Below are 24,586 nucleotides of genomic sequence, written 5' to 3' on the forward strand. Positions count from 1 at the left end.
ACTGTATCATAAAAATGCATTCCGGCAGTTCAAAGCTTTATAAGGTTCGGACAGACTAACAGCCGCAACCACGCCGTAGAGCTGGTTATCATTGTTCACCACATAGTCCGCTTCCACCTCTTCGAGTGAAAAGGCAAGCCATTGGCGGTTCTTACGTTTGTCTTCGAGTACCCGGTTGAGCAGCTCATCAAGAATGCGCTCGCACTTGTCAAGGGCAGCCTCTATCTGCTCATAGTCGGAGGTGTCGGACACATGCTCCACAATGAAGAGCAGGTAATCGCGGTCTTTCCGGTATGCACCCGGATTACCGCCGTAACCGAATCCTGAGCCACGGTCCACAATCACTGCCGGATAGTGGAGCACGCTGTCCAGTGCCGTATGCTTCTCCCGTTCTGATGAGAGGAAGTGTACCTCATCATTCTCCTTGTGTCGTATATCGACATGCCTTTCAGCCAAGTTCTCTATGTATTCCGAAAAAGTCATTTCTTCTGTTTTTGGGTATCACGTATCCTTTTGTTAAGCAGGCGGAATGCCGTAGCCACCGGCATCGCCTGATACTTCTCCATTACCGCCACATCATCGCCAACAAAAGCATCAAAGATGTCAAGCCAGTTGACTGTCGCTGCTGCAGGCTTTTTATTCTTATTAGCATCCGGTTCCGGCTCATCATTGAGGGGGAACAGGAATGGGAAAGCCTTGGAAAGCCATCTCTTGATGAAAACGTAGTTCAGAAATATGGCATACTTGACATGTTTGTCAAGCTTCGCTATCTCTGTCAAGCGTTTCTGTAACAGTAATGGTTTCTGCCTGCTAAATAAGCCGTTTTTCCCACCTGACGGTAGGACAATGTATTCGTTGTCCTTCAGATAGAGCATCGACACGAAAGCATCCAGTGAGGAATCCTTGCCGTCACGCGCATAGCGGTTGAAAGCCGTGTCCACGTGCATGAAGTGCTCGAAACACATCCCCTTCAGGCGGTCACCCGGCGCTTTCAGCCCGGAGACGGCAGGAAGGATAAAGCGGTCCATCCGGACACGGCAGTCGCTGATGAACTCCACCAGTTCGCTCAGCTTATAACTGTAATAAGTGTCGGAACCGGTCCCGGACGGCAGGGAATAGAACTCCTTCAGGAAGGATGGTTCGTCCGTTTCCTGAAGATAAAGCCGCGACACGAGCAGGAACTGTGCCGGTGTCAGTTCCTCCCATTTCTGAGGTACCCGGCGGATTATCTCATGGCGGACACCCAAACGACGGTATGTAATGCGAAGCTCCCTCATGTCCAGAATGTGCGCTTGTTATCGTTGTCGCGGTCGAATATACGACGAGGGTCACCTTGATAGAACGCCTCGAAATTATTGCGAACGATGCGCAACAGAGCCGTCATGTACATGTCCGCATCCGCTTTCAGATTCTGAATCTGTACGGCGATACGCTCCGCATCGACGGGTCTCTTCTCCTCATTGCCCTTTTCACCCGGCTGTACAGCGGTGAAGTACAGCCCCCGGTCCGTGACGCTACCCGTCTCCATCAGCAGCCGTCTGACCGCCATTGCCACAATGTAGCGGGAGCAGGCAAGGCGCAACCGCTCCATGCTCTTCCGGGCTTCTTCGTCTTCTGGGGGATTTACCAGTCCGTCAATCAGATGCTCATACAACTTGTCACCGATGGCCGGCTGAAGGAGCATCTCCTCGGCAAACTTCAGGTGCGGCTGCAGGCGAAGGAAAACAATCCGGCTGCCATTGATAAAACAGACGTCATTGACATCCGCGGTACTGCGGACAATGGCCGATTTACGGTCCTGATAGGCCCGGGAGGACGCGAATTCCGGATATTCGGCTATATGGGCATACAGAAACTCAAGCAGCTCGTCGAGCGCATTGAACCCCTTGTTGCGCAGCGATGCCCGCAGGTTATCTTCCTGGTACTTGTACACCTGCTGGAATGATTCGCCGTTGTCGGACTTCTGACGTTGGAATCCCGCATCGGTGATACGCATGCTGATTTCATCGAAATCGTTCCAGAACGCCAGGTTCGCGTTCGCGCGTTTGCAAATCTCCAGCAGGCGGCTGTCCAGTTTCTCCCGTTCGGTTGCCCCTTCGGTATTCTGTTCCAATACATCCGGATTTGGACCGAATTCGTATATCTCGACCACTTCTCCCACCATCGCATCGCCCAATAACGGTACGAGGTATTGTCGGAAAGCATTCCGGAGCGGTGCCTCCATCATGTCAAAGGAGATGGCGGTGTTCACCTTCATCACCGCTTTCAGCTCCTTGCCGTTGTTCCATTTTTTTGCACTGAATATCATTAGCTCAATGTTTTTTTGGTACCGCTGCCGGTATCGAGGGTTACTAAAACGGTATTGCGGAAACGCAGCTCGCATTCCGGCATGCCGTTCATTTTGATATAGAGTTCTATAGGGTCCAGGATATTCTGCCGGTCAATCCACGCGTTGGCAATGTTCACAAGGAAAGCCTCACGGATATTGGAACCGCCCTGGTTGCCGGCATAGGTGCCACCGGGCATACCTGCACCGAGCACATTCGGATTCACCATCAATGCAAACAGAATTTCCGAGTTGGCGGCTGCCGACACCGGAAGGTTGTCACTGCCCTGGTATTTGTTCTCCAGCGGCTTGATTTTCCACTCCTCCTCAACCCTGCCGTTCATCTCGTTCACGGCATAATGCGAGAAGATGGGCTTCTCCGCATTGTCCGGTCCGCAAAGGTTCTGCTCCACAGAATCCATGTACTTCTGTATGGCCGCCTCACGCTCTTTGGCAGAATAGTCCTTGGACGGGTATTTCTTCTCCCAGTAGGAATACGGTATCTGTACATGCCACTTCCAGGTTATCTGGTTTTTGTAGGCTTTCTTGAGGAAATGGGGGATAAGATGGGCTATCTCCACCCATCCACAAACGTAGGCGGGCCACCAGATGGGCATGCCGTAAAGGTCGTCGTTGCTCCAGCTGTCGCGTACCGGCATGATGAAACCGTCCTTCACCTTTCCGGCAAACTTCAACACCTCAGCATGCATCTGCGGGTCGTATTCGGAGAGCACATCCAGCCTGGTGTATTGGCCCTTGTCCGGACGTTGCGGCCAATATCCGGAAATGATGCACTTGCAGGCACCATATTCGTCCACTTCGGAATAGCGGCGGTAAAGCGCATTGACCGGATTGACCCCTGCAAAAGAATTGCCGGCAGCCGACGGCACAAACTGGACGGCACCGTTGCCGAACTTCAGGTAATCCCGAAGCACCTTCTCCATGTAACGCCTCACATTCCGGGAAGCAATAAAAGTCTGTACCCGGCTATCGGTAACGGGCTTCAGTATCTCGTTACCATCATTGTCGTAACCGTTCACCGTACAAGGATATATGCCTTGCCCAAGTGTCAGGTTACGAAGAAACTTCAGGCCCGTATTGAGCACGCTGGTGTTTCCTATCTCTTCAGCCGCCTTCTGGGGGAAATCATTCTCATCTCCCCATGGACGCACCTTCACTCCGTCGATGTCTATATAGGAAACATTCGACAAGTCATATGGCGCCAGGATTCGGGTACGCTCCTTCATTTCGTTCTGGGGTGTCCCCGTCGTTTCGCCGAATATGTACGTGGACTGCATCAGCAGGGGAATACCGCTTGAATTAAACAATATGTTCATCAGAATATTATTTTCTTTTTGTTATACTCCAGTATCAGGTCAATATCCACGGGGTAGGGGTGTCCTTCCGGATTTCCCTTGCAGTCGCAGGGCTGCACGCCCCGGAGCTGGTATTCCTTCATGTTCATGCGTCCTGCACCGCAGGCGTAGGCCTGGGGCATGAAATAGACCTTGCCTTCCTTGCTGACGAACTTTATCGAAAAGATGCGCCGGCGTCCGCGTTCGTCCGTGCGGATGTCCATGTCGGCCAGAGCCAGGTTTCTGCGTATTGTCTCCATATCGTTATATCATTCAAATGTATTGTCAAATGTTCTGTCGAATATCCGCCCATAAATACCATTGTCACCGGTACGCTCGAAAGCCAGATGCAGGCGTGATGCCTGACGGAATGTAAGTGAGACATTGATTTTCTCGTTGCCGGTACGCTTGTGAGAGAAATCAATGTCAGTGGTCACCACTTCTGTCGATGTTTCCGTATTATACAGCTGCAAAGAATCAGTTGTTATCAGATCCAGTACCTTTCCGTATTGTCTGGTGTCCAGATAGCCGCTGTTTGCCGTACGGCTGTCAATGTATCCGGCATCTGTACGGACAGTCCTCTGCAGCAGTTCGACCGTTTCACCTTCCAGTTCGGGAGAATATTCCACCAGTCCGGTGAATGCCATTGTCTCTGGCATCCCGAATGCGTTCCGATAAATGAAGTTGGTGATATTACGGTACAGCCGTTTATCATTGATAAACCTTACCTTATCCTTCACAATTCCGTTCTCCTCCAGCATGGCATCATAGAAGAGGATGGATGTCGTACCAATGCCGGACAATGCCGCAACCCGTTCGAGGGATAAAGAAAAAGCAAGCATACCATTGGTGGCACCAAAGTCCTTGGTGACCCGTCTGTACCGTTCCTTTCCGGCATCTAAGTATGCCACCCCTATCTCCAAAGAAATCCCTTCACGTACCCTGAATGTCAAGTATTCCATTCTATCATGGGCTGTACGGATTGTGTTCTCATGTGTCAAGAAAAGCACGTCTGACGGGGATACCGATGTACGACAACGACTGTAATAAGTATTGAAACTCCTCCGGACTGTGTCCTGCTTGTCTGAAAACACAGCGGTTATGGACAATGGAGCCTGATAGTAAGAGACTACATTGCTGGACATCCCTTTCGGATTATGCAGGGAGAAGTAACTGCGAAGCATTTCCCCTATCTCATGAATCACCACGTTGCCTTTTAAGGCATAATAGCTCTCATTGAAAATCTCCGTACCTCCGGTTTCAATGCGGACATTCAACTGTTCATCCGTGATTCTTGAGATTTTTATTTCTCCGATTTCCGAGATGAAACAGTCCACTCCATCATGTATGCCGTCCACTACCATTGCCAAAGAGTTTTAGAAATGCCCAACACCAGAGACCTGTTGTACAAGTCATAGCCCGCCTTGAACTCCCAGGACTTACGTCGGTACCCTGCGGACAGTACACATCCGTAACGTCCCGCATCCATTCCCAAAACCAACGCGTTGTTGCAGACCATTGGCTGCCGGTAATCAACCACTACCGTGCGGTCAAGCAATGAATTGCGGGATATGACGTCGGTCAGCTCCACTTTCAGGTAAGGGCGTTCAATAATTGTATCAAGATAATGCTTCTCCGAGAAATAGTCGGCCAGTATAGCCGCCGTATCCACTTCTGTGGGTACCTCACGGACAATCACCTCCGGTTCCGGAATGGCAGGGCGTATCGTATCATGCCTGACCACCGTTTCCGGTACGCGGACAATGCTCCGTTTCCGGGAACCCAGCCAGTGGCCGGCCCAGCCGGAGAGAAGTGCGATAACCGCACAAAGCAACATATGGCTAACCTTCCGTCTCATCGGCCTTTTTTCTGAATTTATCCGTGACTGTCACCCACAATATTCCCACCTGCTTGATCAGCGCGTCCTTCGGCTTGCCATCAATAACCGCCAGGTTCTCCAGTATGCTTGTCACGTGCTCGACGCAGAACCAGGTCATGACGAACACCTTGACAATGGAGAAGAACAGGGTGGCCAGCAGCATGACAAAGCTTTCTTCCGTCCCGGCCTTGCTCTCCAGATAGAACGAGTGGGTGATATAGATGATGGTCAGCCAGATACACAGCTTGATGATGCAGCGTGAGAAACGGAAGCTCTCGAATCCTATTCCCTGGGCCTTGCTTGCCCGGATGCCCGTCCACATCTCGGAGACAATGGCGACGAGCATGGCCATCGCCAGGAACGGTGTAATGCCTATCCATTCGCTGACTACGGCAGTGACGGCGCTGAAGGAGATGGCCGGAAATTGCAGGTTGTACTTGAAGCTCGGAGCCACCGAAAGAAAGAACTCCTTCGGTGAATCATACCCATAGGTGGCGACGAATCTTGTGAAAAAGCGTATCATATCTCTTTTTTTGTCACAAAGATAGAACCCAACCATCCGCTCTCATAGGACAAAAAAAGCCCCTCCGTGGTTAAAGGAACGGCAACACGACCAGTCATTCCGCTTTTCGGGCCCCATTCCGTTTGCGAGCGTGCGAGCAAACGGAATGGGTGCGCCCTGCACCCGTTCCCTACAAAAGTCCTTCATCACTGAAACTGTAATAAGTGTCACCAGCTATTATCATATGGTCCATCAGGTGTATATCCAACAATTCAGCCGCTTTTCTTAACCTTTCCGTAATCTGTTTATCGTTTCCGCTCGGCTGTTTATTACCGCTTGGATGATTATGCACGGCCACAAATTGCGTTGCTCCCGTCTCCATCAATACACGCACAACCAGTCTGACATCTACAACAGTCTGATTGATACCACCGACAGAAACACGTACTTTCTTGATGAGACGGGAAGCATTATTCAGAGCCAACACCCAAAATTCCTCATTCGGCAAGTCCCACAAAAAAGGCTGCATAAGTGCGCATATATCCAGGCTGCAACGTATATCATTCTGCCCCCTATACCTGCTTTGCAGACGTTTGTATAATTCAATGGCGGCCACAGCCACCTTTTTGCGGCCGGGCGTCAATGAAGAAAACAAGCTGCCCAAGTCATATTCCCCGTCATTTTGTTCCGTTTCCGCTACAATTTTCCTATTGTTGGCAATCTCGTACAAAAGTTCGCTGTCGCTCATGTAGCGGCATGGACTATCAAATAAAGTCTCCATAATATCCGTTTTTATTAGGTAGCCCACCCGAAAGTGGGCTATTCTGTTTGTTATTCACTGATTAGAAGCTGCTCCAGTTCTTCGATTTTCGACTGTATTTTTTTCTTCATAAACTTTATGAACTCTTCCAGCAAATAACGGTTAGAAATGGTAAAGATGTCGCTATTACTGCCATAGCCCGAAGCGTCCGCAAACCGCAATTTATAGAGGGTCGTTTCAAAAGAATTGTCCTCTTTCAGCTTTCCTGCCGCTTCATCCAGCTTATCCATAGCGTTGATGAATGCGGTACGGTTACGGGAAATCTCTTTCTTCCGTTCCAGCTCGGCCAAACATTTTTCCAGCTCTTTCGTCTTGCGGTTGATTTCCTCCTGCAATTTGGCAGCCTCGTCCTTTTTAGGGGTCTTCCCCTTACCCTTGGGGGTATCGGGCTTTTCCGCTTTCTCTTGTTGCTGTTGGGGCTGCTTTTCCTGCTTGCCTGCCTCTTTCATGGTTTCTACTGCCTTAGTTACTTCCTGACCGATTGTTTTTACTTCTTTTTCCATTGTTGTAAATTTTAAAAAGTTAATAATTAATGATTTATAAATAGTGGTTAACCTACTTCTCTAACTTGTGCACCTGGCTTTCGGCAAAGAGATAGCATAAGGGGAAAAAGTCCTCTTTCGCTTCCTCTTCCCGGCCTTGTTTTTTCAGTTCCTCAATGCGCTGTTTTTCCGCTTTCGAGGTGATGGGCATTCCCCATATAAGCAGGGCTTTTTCTCCCTTGCGAACGGTGTAGCCCGCCTCTTTCCACTCCTTGAAAGTCTTTAGGTTGGTATATCCTTTGCAGGCGTAGTGAAACCGCAACAGACCGTTTACCGTGTCATCCTCATTGCCCATGTATTCGCCCATCTCCCTACGGGCAACCAAAGACTGCGACAATGTTTTCAACTGCTGCCTTTTCAGCAAGCGTGCTTCACGTTCTTTCTTTTCGTCTCTTTCCTTTTTCATAATTCTATGTATTAAGATTCTATGTATTAAAATATTACGCCTCTATAATCACATAATCCTCTACTGTCTGAAAATAGGGGTCGGCTGTTGAAAGCAATTCCCATTTTTTCCCGTTCGCATCCCGAAAAAGAATGCTCAACTCCCTAATCCCGTCAAACTTCTTCAATATTCTGTACCCCTTGAAATACTTGTTCAAGACCTCAATAGCCTGTTTGTAAGTGAATGTTTTCATAATGCTGCAATTTTTATGTTGAACCTTGAGCTTCCGGGTGTGAGCCTTTTCAAATTTGGCTGTTTCCCTGATTGGAGTTTTTTTTTTCTGCGTCGCCTGTCGCTACGCGGTATGTTTCGCCTTTTTTACGCTGCATCAAAAGGTGTTGTAAGGAGTAAGAGCAAGTTTTTCAGAAAACCGGAACGGCCTGAATACTACCCGAAGGGTGGAGATTTTTTCGGAAACGCCAGCCCGAACTTGAGCCAGCGACGTCAACATTTACCTTTGCAGCACAAAAAAGCGAAACTGCGTGGTGATAGGGGACAGAAATGAAGGGCGACAATCAGAAAAGGAAACAGCCTGAAACGCATAGTTGAAAACTATACCGCTCTACGGTCTCCACCTTAGATATTGAAACGGAAAAGACCGGGTCTACCTGCATGGATGCGGACAAACGCAAGTAGCTGCCGCTACTTACCGCTGAGACGCGCAAAATCCGTACTGGAGGAAATAGATTTGCCTGTCTGTTCCTTCAGTACGGATTTTGCGCGCGCCGTACTCTTTGTTAATGAATGTTATAAGAAATATACTCCTTTGATAATGAATACAGAATACACCTCTTTCCATCCGAATGGAAACAGAAACGGAAGTTTCTGCCGACCGCGCCCTATCCAAAAACGCAAACAAAAGCGCAAGAAGTAAGGAAATATGACAAGGAGGGTGCCCCCTCGGGCAGTCCTGTGCCCGATAGCCTGTCCTGAAGTGCAGCGATTCCCATTGCGGACGTTGCGAGTCCTGCCATAAGCATTGCGATTGTGATTGCGGATGTATGTGTATGAGGTGAATCAGATACGTGCGTCCACGAATCCGTATGCCTGCCTAAGCAGGTGCCCGTACTTCGTCCATACACGCTTATCTACCGCATCACCGAAGTGGGTGGCTTCTTCCGGAAGGATGGACTGGTTGCGTTCGCTACGCTTATCCTTGGCAAAACGCCCCTCGCGGTCCTCGATGACACGCGTATTGTTCATGGAGATGAGTGTATATTTGCATTTCGAGCCGTTGAAACGCTTCTTCGGGAACCGTTCGTCTTTCTCTGCCAGGATGGAAGCCCAGAGCAGGTACTTGTCATGCTGCGGCGGCTCCATGCCCGCATGGGTGTGCTGTTCCACCGTCCACCCGTGTTTCTCCAGACGCTCGATGGCAAGCTCGTTGTAGGACTTCTTGTTGTTGGCACGGCGTGCATCCCCGTAACGGTCACGGTAATAATGCAAGTGCTTGTTGATATGATTACGGTAGTAGTGACAGAACTTGTCCATCAGCGCGTTCACCATGGTGTCATCCTCTTCATCACGCTTGACGAAGAACTCGTTGATGTTGTTGTCCACCGGCTCACGTGTCAGCAGCTTCGTCACGAAGTCATAGTTGCGCTCCTGCGCCACTTCCAGGAATGAGGCGGCACTACCCCAGTCGGGTGTCAGCTCTATCGGCTGGTTGGGATTGCAGTCCAGGTCACGCCGGCTGTCATCGTTATTGGCAAGCTGCTGCCAGTTGTAGTTATGATCTTCGGCAAAGTCACGGATATAGTCGTCATTGGTTGCATTGTAATAGATATGGCGTTCATCCAATTGGTAGTAGCAGCTGTCAATCTTATCTACCATGAAGTTCAGGATCTCTATCATGAAGGAAAGCTTATCCATCACCTTGTACTGGTTCAGGATATAGTTCATGCCCACATTGGCGATGTTGTCGAAGATAGAGCCAAGGATAAAGAGCGTGCCGTCACGTGAAACGAACGGCGTGATACTTTGCCTGAGACGGACGGTCTCGTTCCAAATCTCCTTGAACAGTCCCGCATCATTCGCAATCCTTGCATCAATGAGCTGCATCTGTAACCGCACAATCCTGTTCCAGACATCAAACAGCCGGATGCCGCGTTCTTCTTCATAATACTTGGCCGGTTCAAGCAACCATTTCTGTTCGGGCGTGTAAGGCATGGAGGATAGGAAGGTGTTGCCGTGATGCTTCAGAACGGGATTCCCGGACTTGCGGCCAAAGATGTGTTCATTACCCCGGTTGGTCGGCGCCGCCTCCTGGTCGAACTTCTCCTTATCGAGCGTCAGCGCTTCATCGGTGATGTTGTAGTCCGCATTAGGACCGCGGCTGTTACCGCCCTGGGTAAGTATGTAGAGCATGTGCCCGTTGCTGAAGCTGATGCCGTACTCGAATGACATGATGTGCTCGTATGGCTTGTACCATCCCTCGATGGGACGGCGGCACACCACATAGTCACCGGTCTTGCTGACCGGGTCCCACTGCTTATAACCGAGCATCTCCAGCATCTTGAACGCTGAAGGCAGGGTTTTAGTCAACGCCTGCCCAATGGTGGCCTGGGTGAGCGTAGTAATCCCTCGCGGCATGAGCCGGATGTTGTCATCTATCACGGCACCGGTAATGAATGATTTACCCGTGGCACGCGAGTAGATGACATATCCGTTCTTGTACGGCATCACGAGAAATGCCGCCTGCGCCGGATTGACCTGTATGACCTCTTCCCAGACGTTTTCGTCCATTGTCCTGCCGTATCAATATCGTGGGAAAACAATGTAGTTCACACCTTCGGAGGAGGTCATGCGGGGCATGTCCTGTCCGGTATCAGCCAGCAGCTGCGGCACCTCTTCCGGCCTGAACCTGGCAGATACGGTACAGACAATCTGTGTCTTGCTGACCGATACCATATCAATGTGCTTATGGTCAACCAGGTAAGAGATGAGTCGTTTGTTTGTCAATTTTTTCATGGGTAATCTGTTATGAGTTCATTATTTCTTCCGCTTGTGCGTCGTCGATAGGCGTGTACATCGAATCCACCAGAACCTTCTGCTCTTCCTGGGAAAGGTTGCGGATGGCATTCAGGGGAATATCCACCTTTTGCCCCATACTGTTGATCTGGATGTAGAATACATTCTTCTCCATGCGTCGCGGGTCCTCGACGGAAGCCGGCTTCTCACCAATCATCTGATGCAGCACTTTCTTGGCGTTGTTCCATTGCTTGAGATCACCTTTGAGCTTGCAATCCCGGATAAGCTGAATCTGGTCCTTGATCATCCAGGAATACCAGAAGTCCCAATCGAACTGGTGCTGTGTCTTGAACAGCTCTTTTGCCAGGGCGATGTCCTTCCTTATCTGGGTACGCGAGATACGGTATTTTGCCAGCATGATGTTGATGATGTGGCTCTCGTTCGGATAGTCATCCAGAAGGCGTGCTATCTGCAACACCCGGTTGCACTGTACACGCAGATGCTCCGGCAGCGGACTGTTCTCCGGGTCGATGATGTGCTGCTGTATAAGGTCATAGGATTGCTCCTCCAGTGCGGCCTTGCTTTTGGATGCCGTCAGACGGTTGTTATTCATATTCAAGATACTGCTGTTGCGATTTGATGAACTTGACAAGCTCCTGCTGTGCCGGGTTGCTGCCATTGACAGCCGACTTGATGAGTGACTCCCGGAGTTCGACCGTCTGGCGAAGATGCCCCCGGTAGAAGGCGGTCCGGACTTCGGTGCCCGGTGTGCGGAGTTCCGCGAGAAAGTCCGTCTCATCGGCACCGATATTGATGGCTATCAGCCCCGGAGGGATCAAACGATAGGCCATCTTCTCTATCTCCTCACGTTGTTCCTGAGTCAAATTCATCATTCAGCATTTTAAAGTCAAAATCAAAAATATCTCTGCCGGTATGGATGATTCCACGTTCCAGCTTCGGGTTGTGCGTGGCGTTCTGGCTGCCCACTACGGTAATCTTCCAGTCCTCGTTATACAGCAGCGCCACCTTCGCATGAAGCGCGAGGCAACGGTAGCAGTCCGGGAACGTGGTCACCAGATAATCGAACGGTTTGGGTGAGATGCTGCGTACACGATTATCGATCAGGAACCGTACCGATAGCAACTCATCAGTCTCAACCTTGCGATGAAGGGCGTTGATGCTATCCATAGAGATGGAATAGGTTGTCAGGAACAGATGTGCCGGACCCGTCTGCTTCAAAATATATAAAATCAGCTGGATCAGGTTAAATGCTCCAGAAGAGTAGAAATGCTTGTCCCTGCCGGGTACCAGCACCCCCATGGCGTCCGGATGCAGCAGCTTCTCCGCAACCAGGTCATGGCCGGAGGCTGCCGCATCCGTTCGGCGGATGTAGCCTGCCGGGTATCGGTCTCCCTGCATAGGGCTTACTGCGTCATCCGCCGGCATCATCTTATTCTCAATCTCGCTGCAACAGACCAACATAACCTATTGCAGTTCCGCCAAACGATATTCTATCTTTTCTACCAGTGCTTCCTGGGCAGCCACCTTCTTCTCGTATTTCACGCGTTTGGGGCAGTCCGGAAGCGGATTTTCCTTGCCGTCTTTAGGCTTGCTCTCCGAAGAGTACAACAACATGTTTTTTGCCTTGGTAATCTTGCTCTTGGCATTGGATTTCGCTTTCTTCAGTTCTTCCACGGAAAGGGAACTGATATCGGTCTCATCCTCTTCCTTTTCCGGATTTTCTTCGGGAGTATCCGCTTTTTGGTAGAGTTCGTCCAGCTGCTTGTCAGTCGGCAACTCCTTGTTCTGCTCATATTGCTGTTTGATGGCCACTAGCAATGTCATGCGGTTGGAGAGGAAGGCTATACGGGTAACAATATCCTTGCGCTGTGCACATACAGCCGCCGTATTGGTCTCACCCTGTTCGGACAGTAACCGGTGCAGCCGTGAACGTTCATTGTAGCATTCCCGGAAATCATAGATGATTTTGGCAATGACAGGCGGATAAGCGGGCTGTTCATCCGTTTCGCGTGCCAGTTCCTTTTCCGCAATGGTAACGATGGCCGCCGCCGTTTCTTCGGGAACCGTCTCGGAACGGCCGTCATTACCGGGCACCGCATCATCCGCCAGGTCCACATCCTCAAAGCGCGGGTCATCCGGATGGTACCAGACTTTAATCATCTGCCGGATTTCGTATTCCAGCTTCTCGCGGGTATGCGGCTTTTCGCCTAATTTAGCCAACTTGGATGATACGATTGTCTTGTAACCTGATTTAGCAAGGATAGCCACACCAACATTGTATTCTCTCTTAGCAGAGTTCAGCCAGGCGATACCTTCTCTGCGGGCTTCGATATAAGCATTTGTAATTTCAGCCATGATTCTTGATATTAACGTTATACAAAGATGTTGCGAATTTTATTGCCGGGATAGGACAAAACAAAATGTCCGCCTCCCGGAAAGAATCCGGAGACGGACATAAACAGCCAACTGACCAGACGAAGAAACAAAAATCAGCCTCCGGGTGCAGCTTTCACAGTAAGAATGTCTTCCATGTCACCTTCATACACGCACTTGATGGGGGTAGCGAAGGTATAGTGAAGCGTACTTTGATTGCGTCCGCTACTGCCGGTTCCGGTGGTGGCCCCGTCTCCTGAGGCACGCATGGCACCGCGCCGCTTGTCACCCATTAGGAAGTTTGTACCGTTGTTGTCGGTCACGATGAAGAACATCTTACGGCCTTTGGTGGCATTCTCGAAACCGAATACCTTCTTCCGCATCTTGGGAGAAATGATGTTCAAGTCCATCAGTGATGACTCACCACCGGTTTCTCCCTGATCCGTAATCTTGAATTCCGCCAGGTCGTCCGTGAAATCCATCTTATAAGCACGCCTGCCTTCCTTCATGACAAGGTCTCCGACCAGTGTGCCGGCTTCTTCAAGCGAAAGCGGGGCATCCGTCTTTTTCGGATAGTCCGGCCATGTTGCCACGTCTTCATGATAGCCGAAGATAACGGACGGTACGATTCCCGCCATGTTACCCTGACTGTTGCAGTCCATTGCCTCGTTGATGTCATCAAGGGCAATACATAATTTGGGGTCTACTTCTGCCATAGTCACAGGATTTATTCAGATTTAACAACGTATGTACCCGTCACTTTCTCTACTGCACCCGCAGCAGGAGTTTTCTTCTGCACGGCAGGAGTGGTATATCCGGCAGCTTCCAGGAACTCGACGGTATATTCCTTACCACCGGGAACCGCTACATACGTGCCGGAATCACGCCAGCCCTCTTCACCCTGAATACGCCATTTGCCACCGTTGGCCTTCGCTTCATCCGGTGCAATTGTGACCTCGATATATCCGAACGGGTTGCTACCTTCAGGATCCACCGGACGGTCATTGACGCAGAACTCCGATTTATGTACCGATACGAACTGGAAGCCTATCACGTACTTGCCCGCAGCATCAAACGTATAAGGATTACCGGAGAAGAACGGCTTGATAGACTTGAAATCACTCTCTTTGTCAAAGCCGTAGCAAATGTTCCCTTTAGTGGTCAGCATGACGAACTGGCTGCCATCGGGAAGATTCGGAACACGTACCAGCTCACAACGGTTGTTGGAACCGAGCAGGTGTTGTGTATCGGAAGTATCTTCTTTTAATCCGATAACGATAGTACCTTCATCTTTGCGCCAGTCATCGTACATGTCGCCCAAATCATCGGAAATGAACATCTTGATGTTCTTCTTGCGCTTGAAGGTACGCGGCATGTGACGCCACATCTCCAGTAACTTTTCGCCAATGTTGGCACGAGTCAGTTCACCGGTAGTATAAACGTTGCCCTCGGCACTGGAGATATCCCCGACTGCCTCACCTTCGGTAATAATGGTACCGATACCGTCGAAAGAGTCCTGAATGTCCGTCTTGTTCTCATCAGCGCTGTATTTCGCTGTGAAGATGGCAAACAGCAAATCATTGGATGCCAGTTCGTGCCCGTGGTTGATCAGCCACAGCTCGAAGGGATGTTCTTTGCGGAGTGTACCGGGAACCTCGGCAATGTAGGTACGGCGGTAGCGTTCCGGCTCGTCGGACATCTCCATCACAACCGGACGTACTACCAAGCGGCGGGGAACAATCTTACCCAGATACTTGCCAGCTGTAAACTTACCGGTGTACTTGCTGGAAATACTTCCACCCTCTACCTTGCCCAATTCAAGAGAATCGGTAATGCCCGGTACCGGAGTGAAATGTTTCAATACCTCCGAAGCGTCGAGCTTATCGACCGCCTTCAGGATGTCTCTGTGCTTTTTTACCGCGGTCAGAACCGTGGTAATGTCAATAGGTGCTTTAAAATCCATAAATAGAATAGTTTAGATGTTATTCATTCTCATAACTGTTGATCGGATCCGTAGCGATATCGGCAAACTTGCTGTCTTCGTTCGATTCCTGATGACTGGCGGTTGCCGTTCCGGGAATCTTGGCCACGATATCACGGATAACCTGTACCTTGGCCTTGTTGTCGGCGGCATTCCTGACGCTGTCACTCAGGCTGTCAAGGTCATTCACGACTGCCGTCAGACTGTTTTCGGCAGTCTTCTTGGCGGTGTTGGCGACAGCCAGGTCATTCTCCGCTTTGGCCTTCGCTTCGTTGGCGGCCTTGGCGGCGTCGTTGATGGCCTGCAGATTCTCTACGGTAAGCAACATCTTGCCGTCTTTTTCCTCAATGCCTTCGCTGTTGAGGATCTGGTTGATGAAAGTAAATTCTTTACGCATAACTGTATTTGAAGAATTAGAAATGTCAGTCTTGTTGCCGGTAGGGAACAACCCTTTGATACCGTCGATAATCTGGGAGACCAAGTTTTTGTCACGGCCTTCCGGTTCCGGCTTCCCCTCCGAATCGATAGCCGGCAACGGTAGACCAAGCGCGGTGAAGCAGTCGGTCATTTCATTGGTCACCTGCGGCTTTTTATGGGTACCGGGAATGATCTTGTCTATGAATCCCCATTCCTTGGCTTCGGCGGCAGGCATCCAGCGTTCCTCTTCCATCAAGGTGATAATGTCCTTCAGGCTTTTGCCGCTACGGTTGATGTACTTCTGTGCAATCATCAGGTCAATGGCTTCCGCGCTCTTCTTCTTGTTCTGCAGTTCCTTGATGGTATCCTCCAACTGGTCCGCATTGAGCTGGCCCCAGATGTCCACTCCCAGGCTGCATTTATGCGCCAGCCACATGCCGTCCTCGTGCATCTCGATGGACTTGGCACCGAATGCCAGTACAGTGGCTGCCGAAGCGTTGAAGCTGATGAACTCCACCGTCACATTGCCGTGCTCGGCCATCAGGGCGGACATGGCAACCGCTTCGGCCACATCACCGCCATAACTGGAAACCTTCAGGCGTACGGGCTGGCCTTTGGCCTTATCAAGAAAGTATTTCAGATAATTTTTATTGTACCAATACCGGTCAATCGTTCCGAATAATGTGATAACTGTCTCGTTCATAAAACTTATTTTTGCGCAAAGAAAAACGCAAAAAAAACGGTACCCAAGGACATCGGGTACCGTCAGCGGACAGATAAATGTTTGACTGAAAGAGTGTTGCGTGTCAGCAAAGGAAGCCGTACGGTTATATTTCCTCCATGTTTTCAATATAGACGGTCGGTTCATCCTGGATGCAGGTGAACGTGAATGAGGTGCTGTTCCGTTCCGACACGGAACGTCCGCTTGTCTTGTTTGTGGCGAACAGCATGAGTGCGTCCTCCTGCCCGCACCAATGGACCGCCCCGTTGCCGTCCACTGCCAGTACATACCACAAGCCACGCTCCAGCATCTCCATCAGCTGATGGTTTGCCGGGGAAAGTTTCGGAATCACCCCTTCAATGGAAACGTTCCAGCAGTCTCCCGCGTCATTCACCTCCTTGTCTTCATTATAGGAATAGGTGTCATTGGCATATACCGGTATGGAAACAATATCTTCCCGGTTGCGGAGTTCCAGATAGTTCAAACCGGCGGCATAGTCCTTACGGATTTGCACGAACGAGGCCGGAGGCACGGCAATCACCTGCAACAATCCTCCGACGTTTTCAAAATCATAATGCATTGCTTTCATAAGCCATTTTTCCCTGCTGGGAAATTGTCCCGAATTCGGACAACTTCCCCAAAATTATACGGTTAATAAAGTCTAAAATCGTGGTATTCTCCACCGTTTTCCTATATCCATGTCGGTTATACTCCCTGCGGATAGTCTCATAAGACCAGGTGTCGTCATCAAAGCCGAAGCTGTTCTGAAAGTTGCGGATGGCGGTCGAGAGTGGGATTCCGATACTGACATGGGTGTCGAGATAGAGGAAAAGCATCTGCTTGATCCGTCTCTCCACCTTGCTGCCGAACGCCACCACTTCGGTATTCGACATCGCCCATCCGTATCGGTAGAAGTCATCACGGCGTATCTCCACCGCCACGTTGGCGGTATATCGTGCCAGGTTCCGGTATCTGTTCTCGTATCGTCCGGGTTTTGCAAGCCTGGAAAGGAAGTCGTTCTGTAGCTCCTTGTCCGGGGACAGATTGACTATTTCGGTCCAAGTGTCGTCCGGGGCATTGAAATTGTACAGCAGGAATTGCTTGACATAAGGCTTGCAAGGGAGCCAGCAAACAAATCGGTCTTTCTTCGTCATTTAAAGTATTGATTTTTATACAAAAATACGCATATTGATTAATATATTCATCACTCTCTTGTTTTTTATTTCTATTGGAGCAGGCACATTTTGCCCTCTACACCTTCTACACTTTCTACAAAGTATAAAATTACCTATATATCAACAACATAACGGTTTTAGTATAAAAGAAAAAGTGTAGAAAAACCTTCTACAAAGTATCTATTTGTAGAAGAAATACAGAAAAGCAGCATTTTGTAGAAATTTGTAGAAGCTTGTAGAACATCTTTTTATAACATAAAACACTGATTTATAAAGATGTAGAAAGTGTAGAAAGTGTAGAAGCATTTTTTGCCCCAAAATAAAGCATCTTTTTTGTCTCAAAAAGGCAAGAAAAAAGCCCCTACCTTCACAGGCAAGAGCTTCCGCACAACTATGATAGACATTAAAATTTATATGGAGAAGTTTTGTCCTCCGGCGGTTTATTATCCCGCCCTTCTTCCTCTTCGTCAGGCATTCCCATATCAATGTTGAGATTGATATTATAGTTTGCCATCAGCTCCGTGTAATCGAAGCAGAGGGCCTGCTTGGTCACGCTGGTTTTCTTATAATACTTTTGTCCACCGGCCTCCAGTTCTTTGGTTACTTCTACCCCCTTCAATATGTTCTTGAAACGGACGGAGTTTTGTACCCCCAGGTATTCTTTGGAGTTCTCCAAGTAGAAATTCAACGATTCAGTCGGTAAAGCGGTATCTCCCACCTGCTTGCTGAACTTCTTATACAGCATGAAGATGCGGTCTGTGCGCATACGCAGGATAGGGCGTGGCTGCTTAAAAGCGAGGTCCTTGACCTTGTTTGTCTTCAGCCCGGACAAATAATCAATGCGGAAATCCGACTCTAAGAATATTTCACCGTCCTGCTGCAAGTAACTGACCACATTCCAGAAGTTGGCCAGTTCGTTGTTGCTCTTGCATTCACGGTTCTGTCGGATGATGCCGTCCACACAGATGTTCAGCAGCTCCAGGTAAGTAAATGGCACGTCGAGCACCGCTTCAAGCGCGCGGAAGGCGGCCAACGGAATGACCCAGTTCCGCTGGATGCGGTCTTCTATGCTCTCGCCTTTCAAGCGTTCATTCAAATCCCCCATACACTGGCGATAGGAGGACGTGAAATCCGTCTCCATTTTTGACCGGTAGCGCAACAGCTGCAAAGTAAGGTGCGACAGTCCTAAGTCGCGTATTGACTTGCATTGGTCAAATGCCTGTTTCTCAGACGTGGAGAATTCCGTTTTGGTGAAGGTCAGGTAAATCAACCTGGAAAATAGGGCGATGTCAATTGTCGGCATTTCTTGACCGGATAGGATGACACCGCAATCCACGCTCGTAATCTCCCGCTTCTTGTCCCGGTCCATGTTCATGCGGCTTCGGCCGGTTCCGTCCCACAAGCCTTTGAGGAACTCCCGTTTGTCAAGGTCGATGGAATTCTTGTACTCGTCAATATGCACCAGCGCATTGGCGCATTGTGCCACCGCATCTCCCAAGGCTGCAATAGTCGCATTCTGGATGTTTGGCGGATTATTATTGATGATGAAGAACGACATCAGGCTGTGACCGAGTTCTGATTTGCCGCTACCTTTCGGACCAAACAGATTAAGGATGGGAAAACTTTTAGTTTGCCCCGAAATAATATCCCGGAAAAGGGAAGCAATCAAGAAGCAGATGCCAACCTTAGCATTGTCTCCGAATACACGAATCAACTGTTCGCTGTACACCCTTATGCTGACATTGTTGTACGTGGTGTGTACAAACCTGCGTTCGAACTGAAATAATTTGATGTCATCACGATAAATGGTACTACAACCCGGTAGGTAAAAATTGCCATTCTTCAACCGTACGATACCGTATTCATCCGCGATATGCCACTCCGTATCAAAACATCCGTTACCGAAGGCAAAGAACCCCTGCCGTTGCCAGCCAAGCTGTGTCACCTCAAGTGCAGTCTCGGTCTGTTCGTAAAGGAACATCTTCAGCTTTGTGAGTTCTTTTTCAGTGGCCAGCCAGATATAATTGCCGAGGCCTTCTACCTTTTGCTTGAACTTGGACAATGACACCAGGTCTTCTTGTTTCATCTCTATGATTTCCTCTTGCTTGTTTTGATTCTTGATTCGGTAGAGACGTTTGGGCAGGAGGGAATCTTTGATGTGGAATAGAGGCAACATGGTGAAATTGCTCCATTGCACAGCTTTCCCACTGTCCCCAGCCAATGCAAAGTAAGCATTGTATTCTTCATAGAAGCCATATTTTTGATAAAGGTCACGGTCTATCTTTTTGCTCTCATTAATGACTTGCTTGGCTTTATCAAGCTTCTTGGCCCGGTTGATGGCCGTTTGCCACAACTTCTTGTCATCATAGAATGACTGGAGCTGTTTGAGGTACATGGACTCTTTGACTTCGTCCTTCACCATGACCACCATGGAGCAGATGGTGCTGACAGCATCACTTCGCTCTTCGGTGGTATTGATGTCTTGGAATATATATGAAGCATACCATGGAATGAAATCTACCTCTTTCAGTTCTTGAAACTTCTGAATGCTCGTACAGTAGGTATCCGGATCATTCTTGCTCTGCGCTTCCCCAAGTGGTATCTCTTTGACCGATACACCAAACCCACACTTCATCGCCTGCAATCCGTTACGCATCACGTTGCGAATGCCGGCACCCAGTTTCTCACCTTTATCTGGGTTGGGCGGGTCCGCATCCGGAAGGAAGCAAACTTTAGTGGCGTACTTCTTCAGTTGCTCCATCTGGCTTTCAGTCCAATCGCCTCCAAGAGGGGCAACAGCGTTGTTGACACGAATACGCTGAAGCTGCATCGCATCGGGCGCCCCTTCCACCAAATAGAATTTATCTTCTTTGGCAGCCTGGCGTATGGCCGTATCAATTCCGAAAATTGAATCACGTTTATGGTAGATTTCATTTTCAGCCGAATTGATATACTTGGCCACCTTCTCACCGGACATGTCACGTGCGGTAAAGCCTATAATCCGTCGAAAACGGTCGCGTATGGGAATAACTATGCGGTTACGGTAACCATCGAAAGTCCTAATCTCCGTCCCCCTTTCTTTAGCCTTTTCCTTGTTGTCCGATAGCAGCCCCATCTCCTTCATCAAGTCTATGGAAAGACCGGCCGATTGCGCGAACTTCAACAAGTCATCCCACTTGTCGGGTGCGAACCCGATGCCCGTCTCTTCGGCATACTCCAGTCCCCAGCGCCCTTTGACATATTCGGCGGCGACCTTGTTGGCCGGGTCCAGCAGATTCTGGCGGAAATGCTCCGCGCACCGCTGGTTGATTACGAACATCGACTCGCGCTTCATGCGTGCCTGTTCCTGCTCGGGAGTCAGCCTCTCTTCCTCGACGGTTATGCCGTATTTCTTGCCGAGGTGCCTGACGGCCTCCGGATAGCTCATCGTCTCGTGCTCCATCAAGAAACCGACGGCGTTGCCGCCCTTGCCACATCCGAAACAGTGCCAGGTGCCGCGTGCCGGGCTCACGAAGAAACTGGGGGTCTTCTCCTTGTGGAAAGGGCAGCACGCCTGGTAATTTACTCCTTTCTTCTTCAGATCGACGTAACCGGATATTACATCCACAATATCAGCACGGTCTAAGATTTGTTCTATGATTCTTTCGTCTATCATTGTATATTATATTCGGGTACTACCTTCTAAGGATGACAGTACCTTGTTCTTCGATATAATAGCTGCATATATCATACAAGTCAAACTCGCACAAGCATGAATACACGCATTTCATGAAAAGGCCATAGTTCTCCGGACTAACCTTTTCAAGTACCCGGAAAGATTCACCGGGCAGCATCTCGTACAGCTCGATGAATACTTTGTCATAGTATTCCGTCAACCTCTCCATTCCTACCAGCTCTATATAAGACTGAATCCAGGATCGACTATCGTCCGGAAGATATTGAAGCAAGTCCATGTTTTAAACATTGAAGGGTACAAAGGAATTGTTTTATAGGAGAGTTATCAAGGACGTTATCTGCTCCTACAGTTCCCGCGTTTCCTTCAGGCTCCCAATGAGCAAATTCATCAGTCTCGCATATAATCCGGAAGCTTCCTTCAGATTATCCGGATTCTTACCGGTAAGATGTAGCGTCATCTTATCCTTGGAGTAGTCCTGGCATATAGCCAAGTGCAGTTCCCGGTTCCGGTCATCAACTACCGAGACCTTCACTTCCTCCACCACACAACCAAGTTCTGAAGAGTCCAGCCATAAATATGACTTTTCATCTGTCTTCAGATGGCAGTACCGATGTACCTTGCCACCTTTACGAATTAACTCCACTTCGACGATTGTCGCTACCTGATTGGTACGCAGAATGCGTACTTTCTGACCTTTCTTCATTGATATTTCTTTTTTATTCATTACTGATTTGTTTTAAAACCGAGACCAATAGCCTGCAATCTCTTTAAGGCTTGTTTCTCATAATCCTTTTTAACTTTCTCGCTGATTTTATTTTCCCAGCAATCCACACAAAAAGGTCCATCGGGAGCATTGTAGCAACCACCTTTTATCGGCTTCCCACATCTCTTGCATTGTAACTCATTATCCATTGGGTTCATATCTGTTTTGTTATTCGTTAAATGACTACCATCACATTCCTTTTTATAATAAATATAGTATCCGTTATATAGTATGTGATTGCTTTCCTTTCAGCATCTCTCAGCAAGTCTTTTTTTAAGATTTGATAATAAGAATTGGTGCACTCTGCGTAAACCATGACCTCTCGTACCCTTTTTAAATCATCCAAAAAAGATTGCGGATTATGCTTTTTTATTAACTTAGTTCTCATCTTCTTTTTTATATTTCATTTCAAATACTTTTATTACAGTATCACAGATAATGACCACTATAGGTATTGCACAAACAAGCGCACAGCTAATCCCTCCCCAATCCATTGTTCTATATTCATATTTATTCAATTACATTACAAAACATACACAGCTATATGCTCCATTGTCAGGCATTCCCCCAAAGTCAACCCTGATACACAATTCTCCACAGATGACAAATGGCTTATCGCTTATCACTTTACCATAAACACCATAATGTTCGTGAAATACCTCAGAACCCGGTTTCATTGAGTCCAGTGCCTTTTTCATTTTTTCGGAGGCATAAACGGTTATCCATCTGTTTGCATAATTGTAATAAAGCAGTCCGGTACCGAGAGAATCGCACACCTTCAATACGGTTTCTTCTACCTGCTGCCTGCTAAAGACAACGCTGGTCTGTAGCTTCTGCACCTTAACGTCCGGAAACTTCTTTTTGAATGTTGTTTTAGTAACCATGATTCTTGTCATTAGATTGTTATAACTCTTTAAATTCCTGCTCCATCCGGCACTTTCTCACGTAAAGTCCATCTATAATGTACTGGGTACAATACTTGGGAAGGGGGATAACAACAAGGTCACGAGTACCCCTATCGGCATCGCGATACACACAGCATTCCCTGCTGCTTTTCAGGATTGAATCAAGCAGGGAATCACACTTTTCAATCTCTTCCTTGAGGGCTTTAGCCCTTTCAAATGATTCATTTTCCATAATATTCAAAAATAATGGTGTGATGTACATAGGGGTGGAAATTTTTGCTTGGTAGAATATCCCGCCAGCTCCAAGTTAAAGATGTCCTCTTCGATTTCTCTCCATGCCGAATATACACCATACATACATTCACGCGCATAGAAAGGCGGCTTGTAGGGGTCGCATACGCAGATTATCTGCACATGTGATTTTCTGTTGTATGATACCAGCTTCGTTCTGGAATCATCGAATAAATCTCCAATGACATGTTGGCCAGGACGGATATTGTAACAGTAACTGTTGTCCTGATACACGTCAAGGATCTCCCAAGGATATGTCGGGAAATCTGTCATTTTCAAATCTCTCATATTACCGCATATTAGATAGACAACCTATTGCAAATCCTATTATCCCAATATTTATCATCAAGACGATAATATCAAAGAGAAAGAGAATTCGGTAAGAGCCGGATGCTTTCCGCATTGCCCAGACACATAGTATCAAGGCGGCCACCAGCGCAATCAGCGATATCCATAAAAAAACAACTGTCATCATCAACCTATCTTTACTGATTCATTATGACCATGGCATTGATAGCCCTGGCCATCGCTTCATTGACACACTCCTTGTCCGGCTCTTCATACTCCAGCAATACATCCACTTGCGTATCGCCGTTGGCATCTACATGTCTGGAACCGATTTCGATATTCACCGGAACCGCCTCTTCGTGCACTATCTCGATAAGGTATGCAAGAACCTTGTTGTGCATTGTCAGATTTTCACTCGTCATAACTAATAGTATTTAAATAATTAAACAATCTCTTTTAAACGCACATAAACCTCTGTCCTGGCCTTTCTTGACCGATTACGACAATAAGTATCTCCAGAAGTAAAATCATTGAGAATCACTAAAATCAGCAAGGCAACTGCACCAATGGTACGTTTTAGAGGAGACAATTCAAAACTGATATTGAAATGCGTACAGAACCACCAAGCAGACAATTCATTAATCTTGCCTATATGAAGTTTTTGATATATCCTGCGAAGAATATTATCCACTGTATAACGAGAAATCCCAAGGTCACAAGCCACCTCTTTTTGGGAAGCCCCCCAAGCTATACGTTCTGCAATCTGTGCTTCCCGTTCTGATAATGCAGTCATACCATCATAATTTTTGATTCTCCGGAACAATATCCCAAATATCAGTTACTCCGTATTTTTGAAGAATAGCCGTGATAACTTCATACTTTGACATGGAAATATCCACAATGCCATTATTAAGCAAATGCGAAAAATAGGTGTAACGCGTAATATTCAATGCGGACATCAAAATACGGCGAACTTCATCTTTCTGAGCTATAGTCACTTGCCGATAGCCTTTTTTAAAGTAATAGCGTTTTTTCGCTATTGCAGGAGTTTCGATTTCTTTGTACATTTGTTTCGTGTGATTTGAATTACAATGCAAATATAACGAGTATACTATTCAATAATATTGCATAATTAG

34 protein-coding genes are annotated in these 24,586 nt (G+C 48.2%); 1 reads left to right on the forward strand and 33 read right to left on the reverse strand.

Annotation, left to right across the window (positions count from 1 at the left end):
• Positions 1-6 precede the first annotated feature (6 nt).
• From DWZ67_RS16340 to DWZ67_RS16395, 12 genes are all read right to left on the reverse strand, one after another.
• Positions 7-483, reverse strand: coding sequence for a hypothetical protein (locus DWZ67_RS16340; RefSeq protein ID WP_120139315.1), 477 nt, complete (start codon positions 481-483; stop codon positions 7-9).
• Positions 480-1,277, reverse strand: coding sequence for a hypothetical protein (locus DWZ67_RS16345; protein ID WP_120139316.1), 798 nt, complete (start codon positions 1,275-1,277; stop codon positions 480-482). Before DWZ67_RS16345 ends, DWZ67_RS16340 begins: the two co-directional genes overlap by 4 nt.
• Entirely contained in the window at positions 1,274-2,308 is a 1,035-nt protein-coding gene (locus DWZ67_RS16350) for a DUF6712 family protein (protein ID WP_120139317.1), read from the reverse strand. Before DWZ67_RS16350 ends, DWZ67_RS16345 begins: the two co-directional genes overlap by 4 nt.
• Positions 2,308-3,663 (reverse strand): hypothetical protein, encoded by a 1,356-nt coding sequence (locus tag DWZ67_RS16355; protein ID WP_120139318.1) that lies wholly within the window; start codon positions 3,661-3,663, stop codon positions 2,308-2,310. Before DWZ67_RS16355 ends, DWZ67_RS16350 begins: the two co-directional genes overlap by 1 nt.
• Positions 3,663-3,941, reverse strand: a complete 279-nt coding sequence (locus tag DWZ67_RS16360; protein ID WP_005829015.1) for a hypothetical protein — start codon at positions 3,939-3,941, stop codon at positions 3,663-3,665. The genes DWZ67_RS16355 and DWZ67_RS16360 overlap by 1 nt, the downstream gene beginning before the upstream one ends.
• A gap of 9 nt (positions 3,942-3,950) precedes the next feature.
• Positions 3,951-5,045, reverse strand: coding sequence for a hypothetical protein (locus DWZ67_RS16365; RefSeq protein WP_120139319.1), 1,095 nt, complete (start codon positions 5,043-5,045; stop codon positions 3,951-3,953).
• Entirely contained in the window at positions 5,039-5,539 is a 501-nt protein-coding gene (locus DWZ67_RS16370; RefSeq protein WP_120139320.1) for a hypothetical protein, read from the reverse strand. Before DWZ67_RS16370 ends, DWZ67_RS16365 begins: the two co-directional genes overlap by 7 nt.
• Positions 5,523-6,119, reverse strand: coding sequence for a phage holin family protein (locus DWZ67_RS16375; RefSeq protein WP_243635177.1), 597 nt, complete (start codon positions 6,117-6,119; stop codon positions 5,523-5,525). The genes DWZ67_RS16370 and DWZ67_RS16375 overlap by 17 nt, the downstream gene beginning before the upstream one ends.
• 133 nt (positions 6,120-6,252) lie before the next feature.
• Entirely contained in the window at positions 6,253-6,843 is a 591-nt protein-coding gene (locus DWZ67_RS16380; protein ID WP_120139322.1) for a RadC family protein, read from the reverse strand.
• A gap of 50 nt (positions 6,844-6,893) precedes the next feature.
• Positions 6,894-7,385, reverse strand: coding sequence for a hypothetical protein (locus DWZ67_RS16385; RefSeq protein ID WP_120139323.1), 492 nt, complete (start codon positions 7,383-7,385; stop codon positions 6,894-6,896).
• 52 nt (positions 7,386-7,437) lie between these two features.
• Positions 7,438-7,830 carry an ArdC family protein gene (locus tag DWZ67_RS16390; RefSeq protein WP_057253963.1) on the reverse strand — a complete coding sequence of 131 codons (393 nt, stop codon included), beginning with the start codon at positions 7,828-7,830 and terminating at the stop codon, positions 7,438-7,440.
• A 34-nt stretch (positions 7,831-7,864) separates the two neighbouring features.
• Positions 7,865-8,062 (reverse strand): hypothetical protein, encoded by a 198-nt coding sequence (locus DWZ67_RS16395; protein WP_120139324.1) that lies wholly within the window; start codon positions 8,060-8,062, stop codon positions 7,865-7,867.
• A gap of 15 nt (positions 8,063-8,077) precedes the next feature.
• Between DWZ67_RS16395 and DWZ67_RS16400 the strand changes: the two genes are divergently transcribed.
• Complete coding sequence (locus DWZ67_RS16400; protein WP_057253957.1) at positions 8,078-8,374, forward strand: hypothetical protein; 297 nt, start codon at positions 8,078-8,080, stop codon at positions 8,372-8,374.
• A gap of 512 nt (positions 8,375-8,886) precedes the next feature.
• Here the strand turns inward: DWZ67_RS16400 and DWZ67_RS16410 are convergent.
• The 21 genes from DWZ67_RS16410 to DWZ67_RS16515 all read right to left on the reverse strand — a co-directional run bounded on the left by DWZ67_RS16410 (position 8,887) and on the right by DWZ67_RS16515 (position 24,517).
• Entirely contained in the window at positions 8,887-10,614 is a 1,728-nt protein-coding gene (locus tag DWZ67_RS16410) for a hypothetical protein (protein WP_120139326.1), read from the reverse strand.
• A gap of 12 nt (positions 10,615-10,626) precedes the next feature.
• Positions 10,627-10,839: a hypothetical protein gene (locus DWZ67_RS16415; protein ID WP_005828986.1), complete on the reverse strand. Its 213-nt coding sequence runs from the start codon at positions 10,837-10,839 to the stop codon at positions 10,627-10,629.
• Between the two features lie 10 nt (positions 10,840-10,849).
• Positions 10,850-11,452 carry a hypothetical protein gene (locus tag DWZ67_RS16420; protein ID WP_120139327.1) on the reverse strand — a complete coding sequence of 201 codons (603 nt, stop codon included), beginning with the start codon at positions 11,450-11,452 and terminating at the stop codon, positions 10,850-10,852.
• Positions 11,445-11,732, reverse strand: coding sequence for a hypothetical protein (locus DWZ67_RS16425; protein WP_057254485.1), 288 nt, complete (start codon positions 11,730-11,732; stop codon positions 11,445-11,447). Before DWZ67_RS16425 ends, DWZ67_RS16420 begins: the two co-directional genes overlap by 8 nt.
• On the reverse strand, positions 11,704-12,321 hold the full coding sequence (locus DWZ67_RS16430; RefSeq protein WP_120139328.1) for a hypothetical protein: 618 nt from the start codon (positions 12,319-12,321) through the stop codon (positions 11,704-11,706). The genes DWZ67_RS16425 and DWZ67_RS16430 overlap by 29 nt, the downstream gene beginning before the upstream one ends.
• 3 nt (positions 12,322-12,324) lie before the next feature.
• Positions 12,325-13,215: a hypothetical protein gene (locus DWZ67_RS16435; protein WP_120139329.1), complete on the reverse strand. Its 891-nt coding sequence runs from the start codon at positions 13,213-13,215 to the stop codon at positions 12,325-12,327.
• Between the two features lie 134 nt (positions 13,216-13,349).
• A complete protein-coding gene (locus tag DWZ67_RS16440; protein WP_120139330.1) occupies positions 13,350-13,949 on the reverse strand; it encodes a hypothetical protein in 600 nt (199 codons plus the stop codon).
• Positions 13,950-13,960: 11 nt separating this feature from the next.
• Entirely contained in the window at positions 13,961-15,196 is a 1,236-nt protein-coding gene (locus DWZ67_RS16445; RefSeq protein ID WP_120139331.1) for a hypothetical protein, read from the reverse strand.
• 19 nt (positions 15,197-15,215) lie between these two features.
• On the reverse strand, positions 15,216-16,334 hold the full coding sequence (locus DWZ67_RS16450; RefSeq protein WP_243635178.1) for a Clp protease ClpP: 1,119 nt from the start codon (positions 16,332-16,334) through the stop codon (positions 15,216-15,218).
• Positions 16,335-16,458: 124 nt separating this feature from the next.
• Positions 16,459-16,941 (reverse strand): hypothetical protein, encoded by a 483-nt coding sequence (locus DWZ67_RS20490; RefSeq protein WP_243635179.1) that lies wholly within the window; start codon positions 16,939-16,941, stop codon positions 16,459-16,461.
• A complete protein-coding gene (locus tag DWZ67_RS16455) occupies positions 16,922-17,506 on the reverse strand; it encodes a hypothetical protein (RefSeq protein ID WP_035449829.1) in 585 nt (194 codons plus the stop codon). The genes DWZ67_RS20490 and DWZ67_RS16455 overlap by 20 nt, the downstream gene beginning before the upstream one ends.
• Positions 17,507-17,930: 424 nt before the next feature.
• Positions 17,931-21,182, reverse strand: coding sequence for a DNA primase (gene dnaG, locus DWZ67_RS16460; RefSeq protein WP_120139333.1), 3,252 nt, complete (start codon positions 21,180-21,182; stop codon positions 17,931-17,933).
• A gap of 19 nt (positions 21,183-21,201) precedes the next feature.
• Positions 21,202-21,480 carry a hypothetical protein gene (locus tag DWZ67_RS16465; RefSeq protein WP_057254192.1) on the reverse strand — a complete coding sequence of 93 codons (279 nt, stop codon included), beginning with the start codon at positions 21,478-21,480 and terminating at the stop codon, positions 21,202-21,204.
• A 66-nt stretch (positions 21,481-21,546) separates the two neighbouring features.
• Positions 21,547-21,927 (reverse strand): hypothetical protein, encoded by a 381-nt coding sequence (locus tag DWZ67_RS16470; protein ID WP_229110848.1) that lies wholly within the window; start codon positions 21,925-21,927, stop codon positions 21,547-21,549.
• Entirely contained in the window at positions 21,927-22,124 is a 198-nt protein-coding gene (locus DWZ67_RS16475) for a hypothetical protein (RefSeq protein WP_057254190.1), read from the reverse strand. Before DWZ67_RS16475 ends, DWZ67_RS16470 begins: the two co-directional genes overlap by 1 nt.
• Before the next feature lie 360 nt (positions 22,125-22,484).
• A complete protein-coding gene (locus DWZ67_RS16485; RefSeq protein WP_133302950.1) occupies positions 22,485-22,850 on the reverse strand; it encodes a hypothetical protein in 366 nt (121 codons plus the stop codon).
• 19 nt (positions 22,851-22,869) lie between these two features.
• Positions 22,870-23,103 (reverse strand): hypothetical protein, encoded by a 234-nt coding sequence (locus DWZ67_RS16490; RefSeq protein ID WP_133302951.1) that lies wholly within the window; start codon positions 23,101-23,103, stop codon positions 22,870-22,872.
• A gap of 5 nt (positions 23,104-23,108) precedes the next feature.
• Complete coding sequence (locus DWZ67_RS16495) at positions 23,109-23,450, reverse strand: hypothetical protein (protein WP_120139336.1); 342 nt, start codon at positions 23,448-23,450, stop codon at positions 23,109-23,111.
• Between the two features lie 197 nt (positions 23,451-23,647).
• Positions 23,648-23,872, reverse strand: a complete 225-nt coding sequence (locus DWZ67_RS16505) for a hypothetical protein (protein ID WP_120139338.1) — start codon at positions 23,870-23,872, stop codon at positions 23,648-23,650.
• A gap of 20 nt (positions 23,873-23,892) precedes the next feature.
• Entirely contained in the window at positions 23,893-24,243 is a 351-nt protein-coding gene (locus tag DWZ67_RS16510) for a response regulator transcription factor (protein ID WP_057254182.1), read from the reverse strand.
• Positions 24,244-24,247: 4 nt separating this feature from the next.
• Positions 24,248-24,517, reverse strand: coding sequence for a hypothetical protein (locus DWZ67_RS16515; protein WP_057254180.1), 270 nt, complete (start codon positions 24,515-24,517; stop codon positions 24,248-24,250).
• Positions 24,518-24,586 lie beyond the last annotated feature (69 nt).

Source organism: Bacteroides sp. AF34-31BH, assembly GCF_003602795.1.
Taxonomy (GTDB): Bacteria; Bacteroidota; Bacteroidia; order Bacteroidales; family Bacteroidaceae; genus Bacteroides; species Bacteroides uniformis.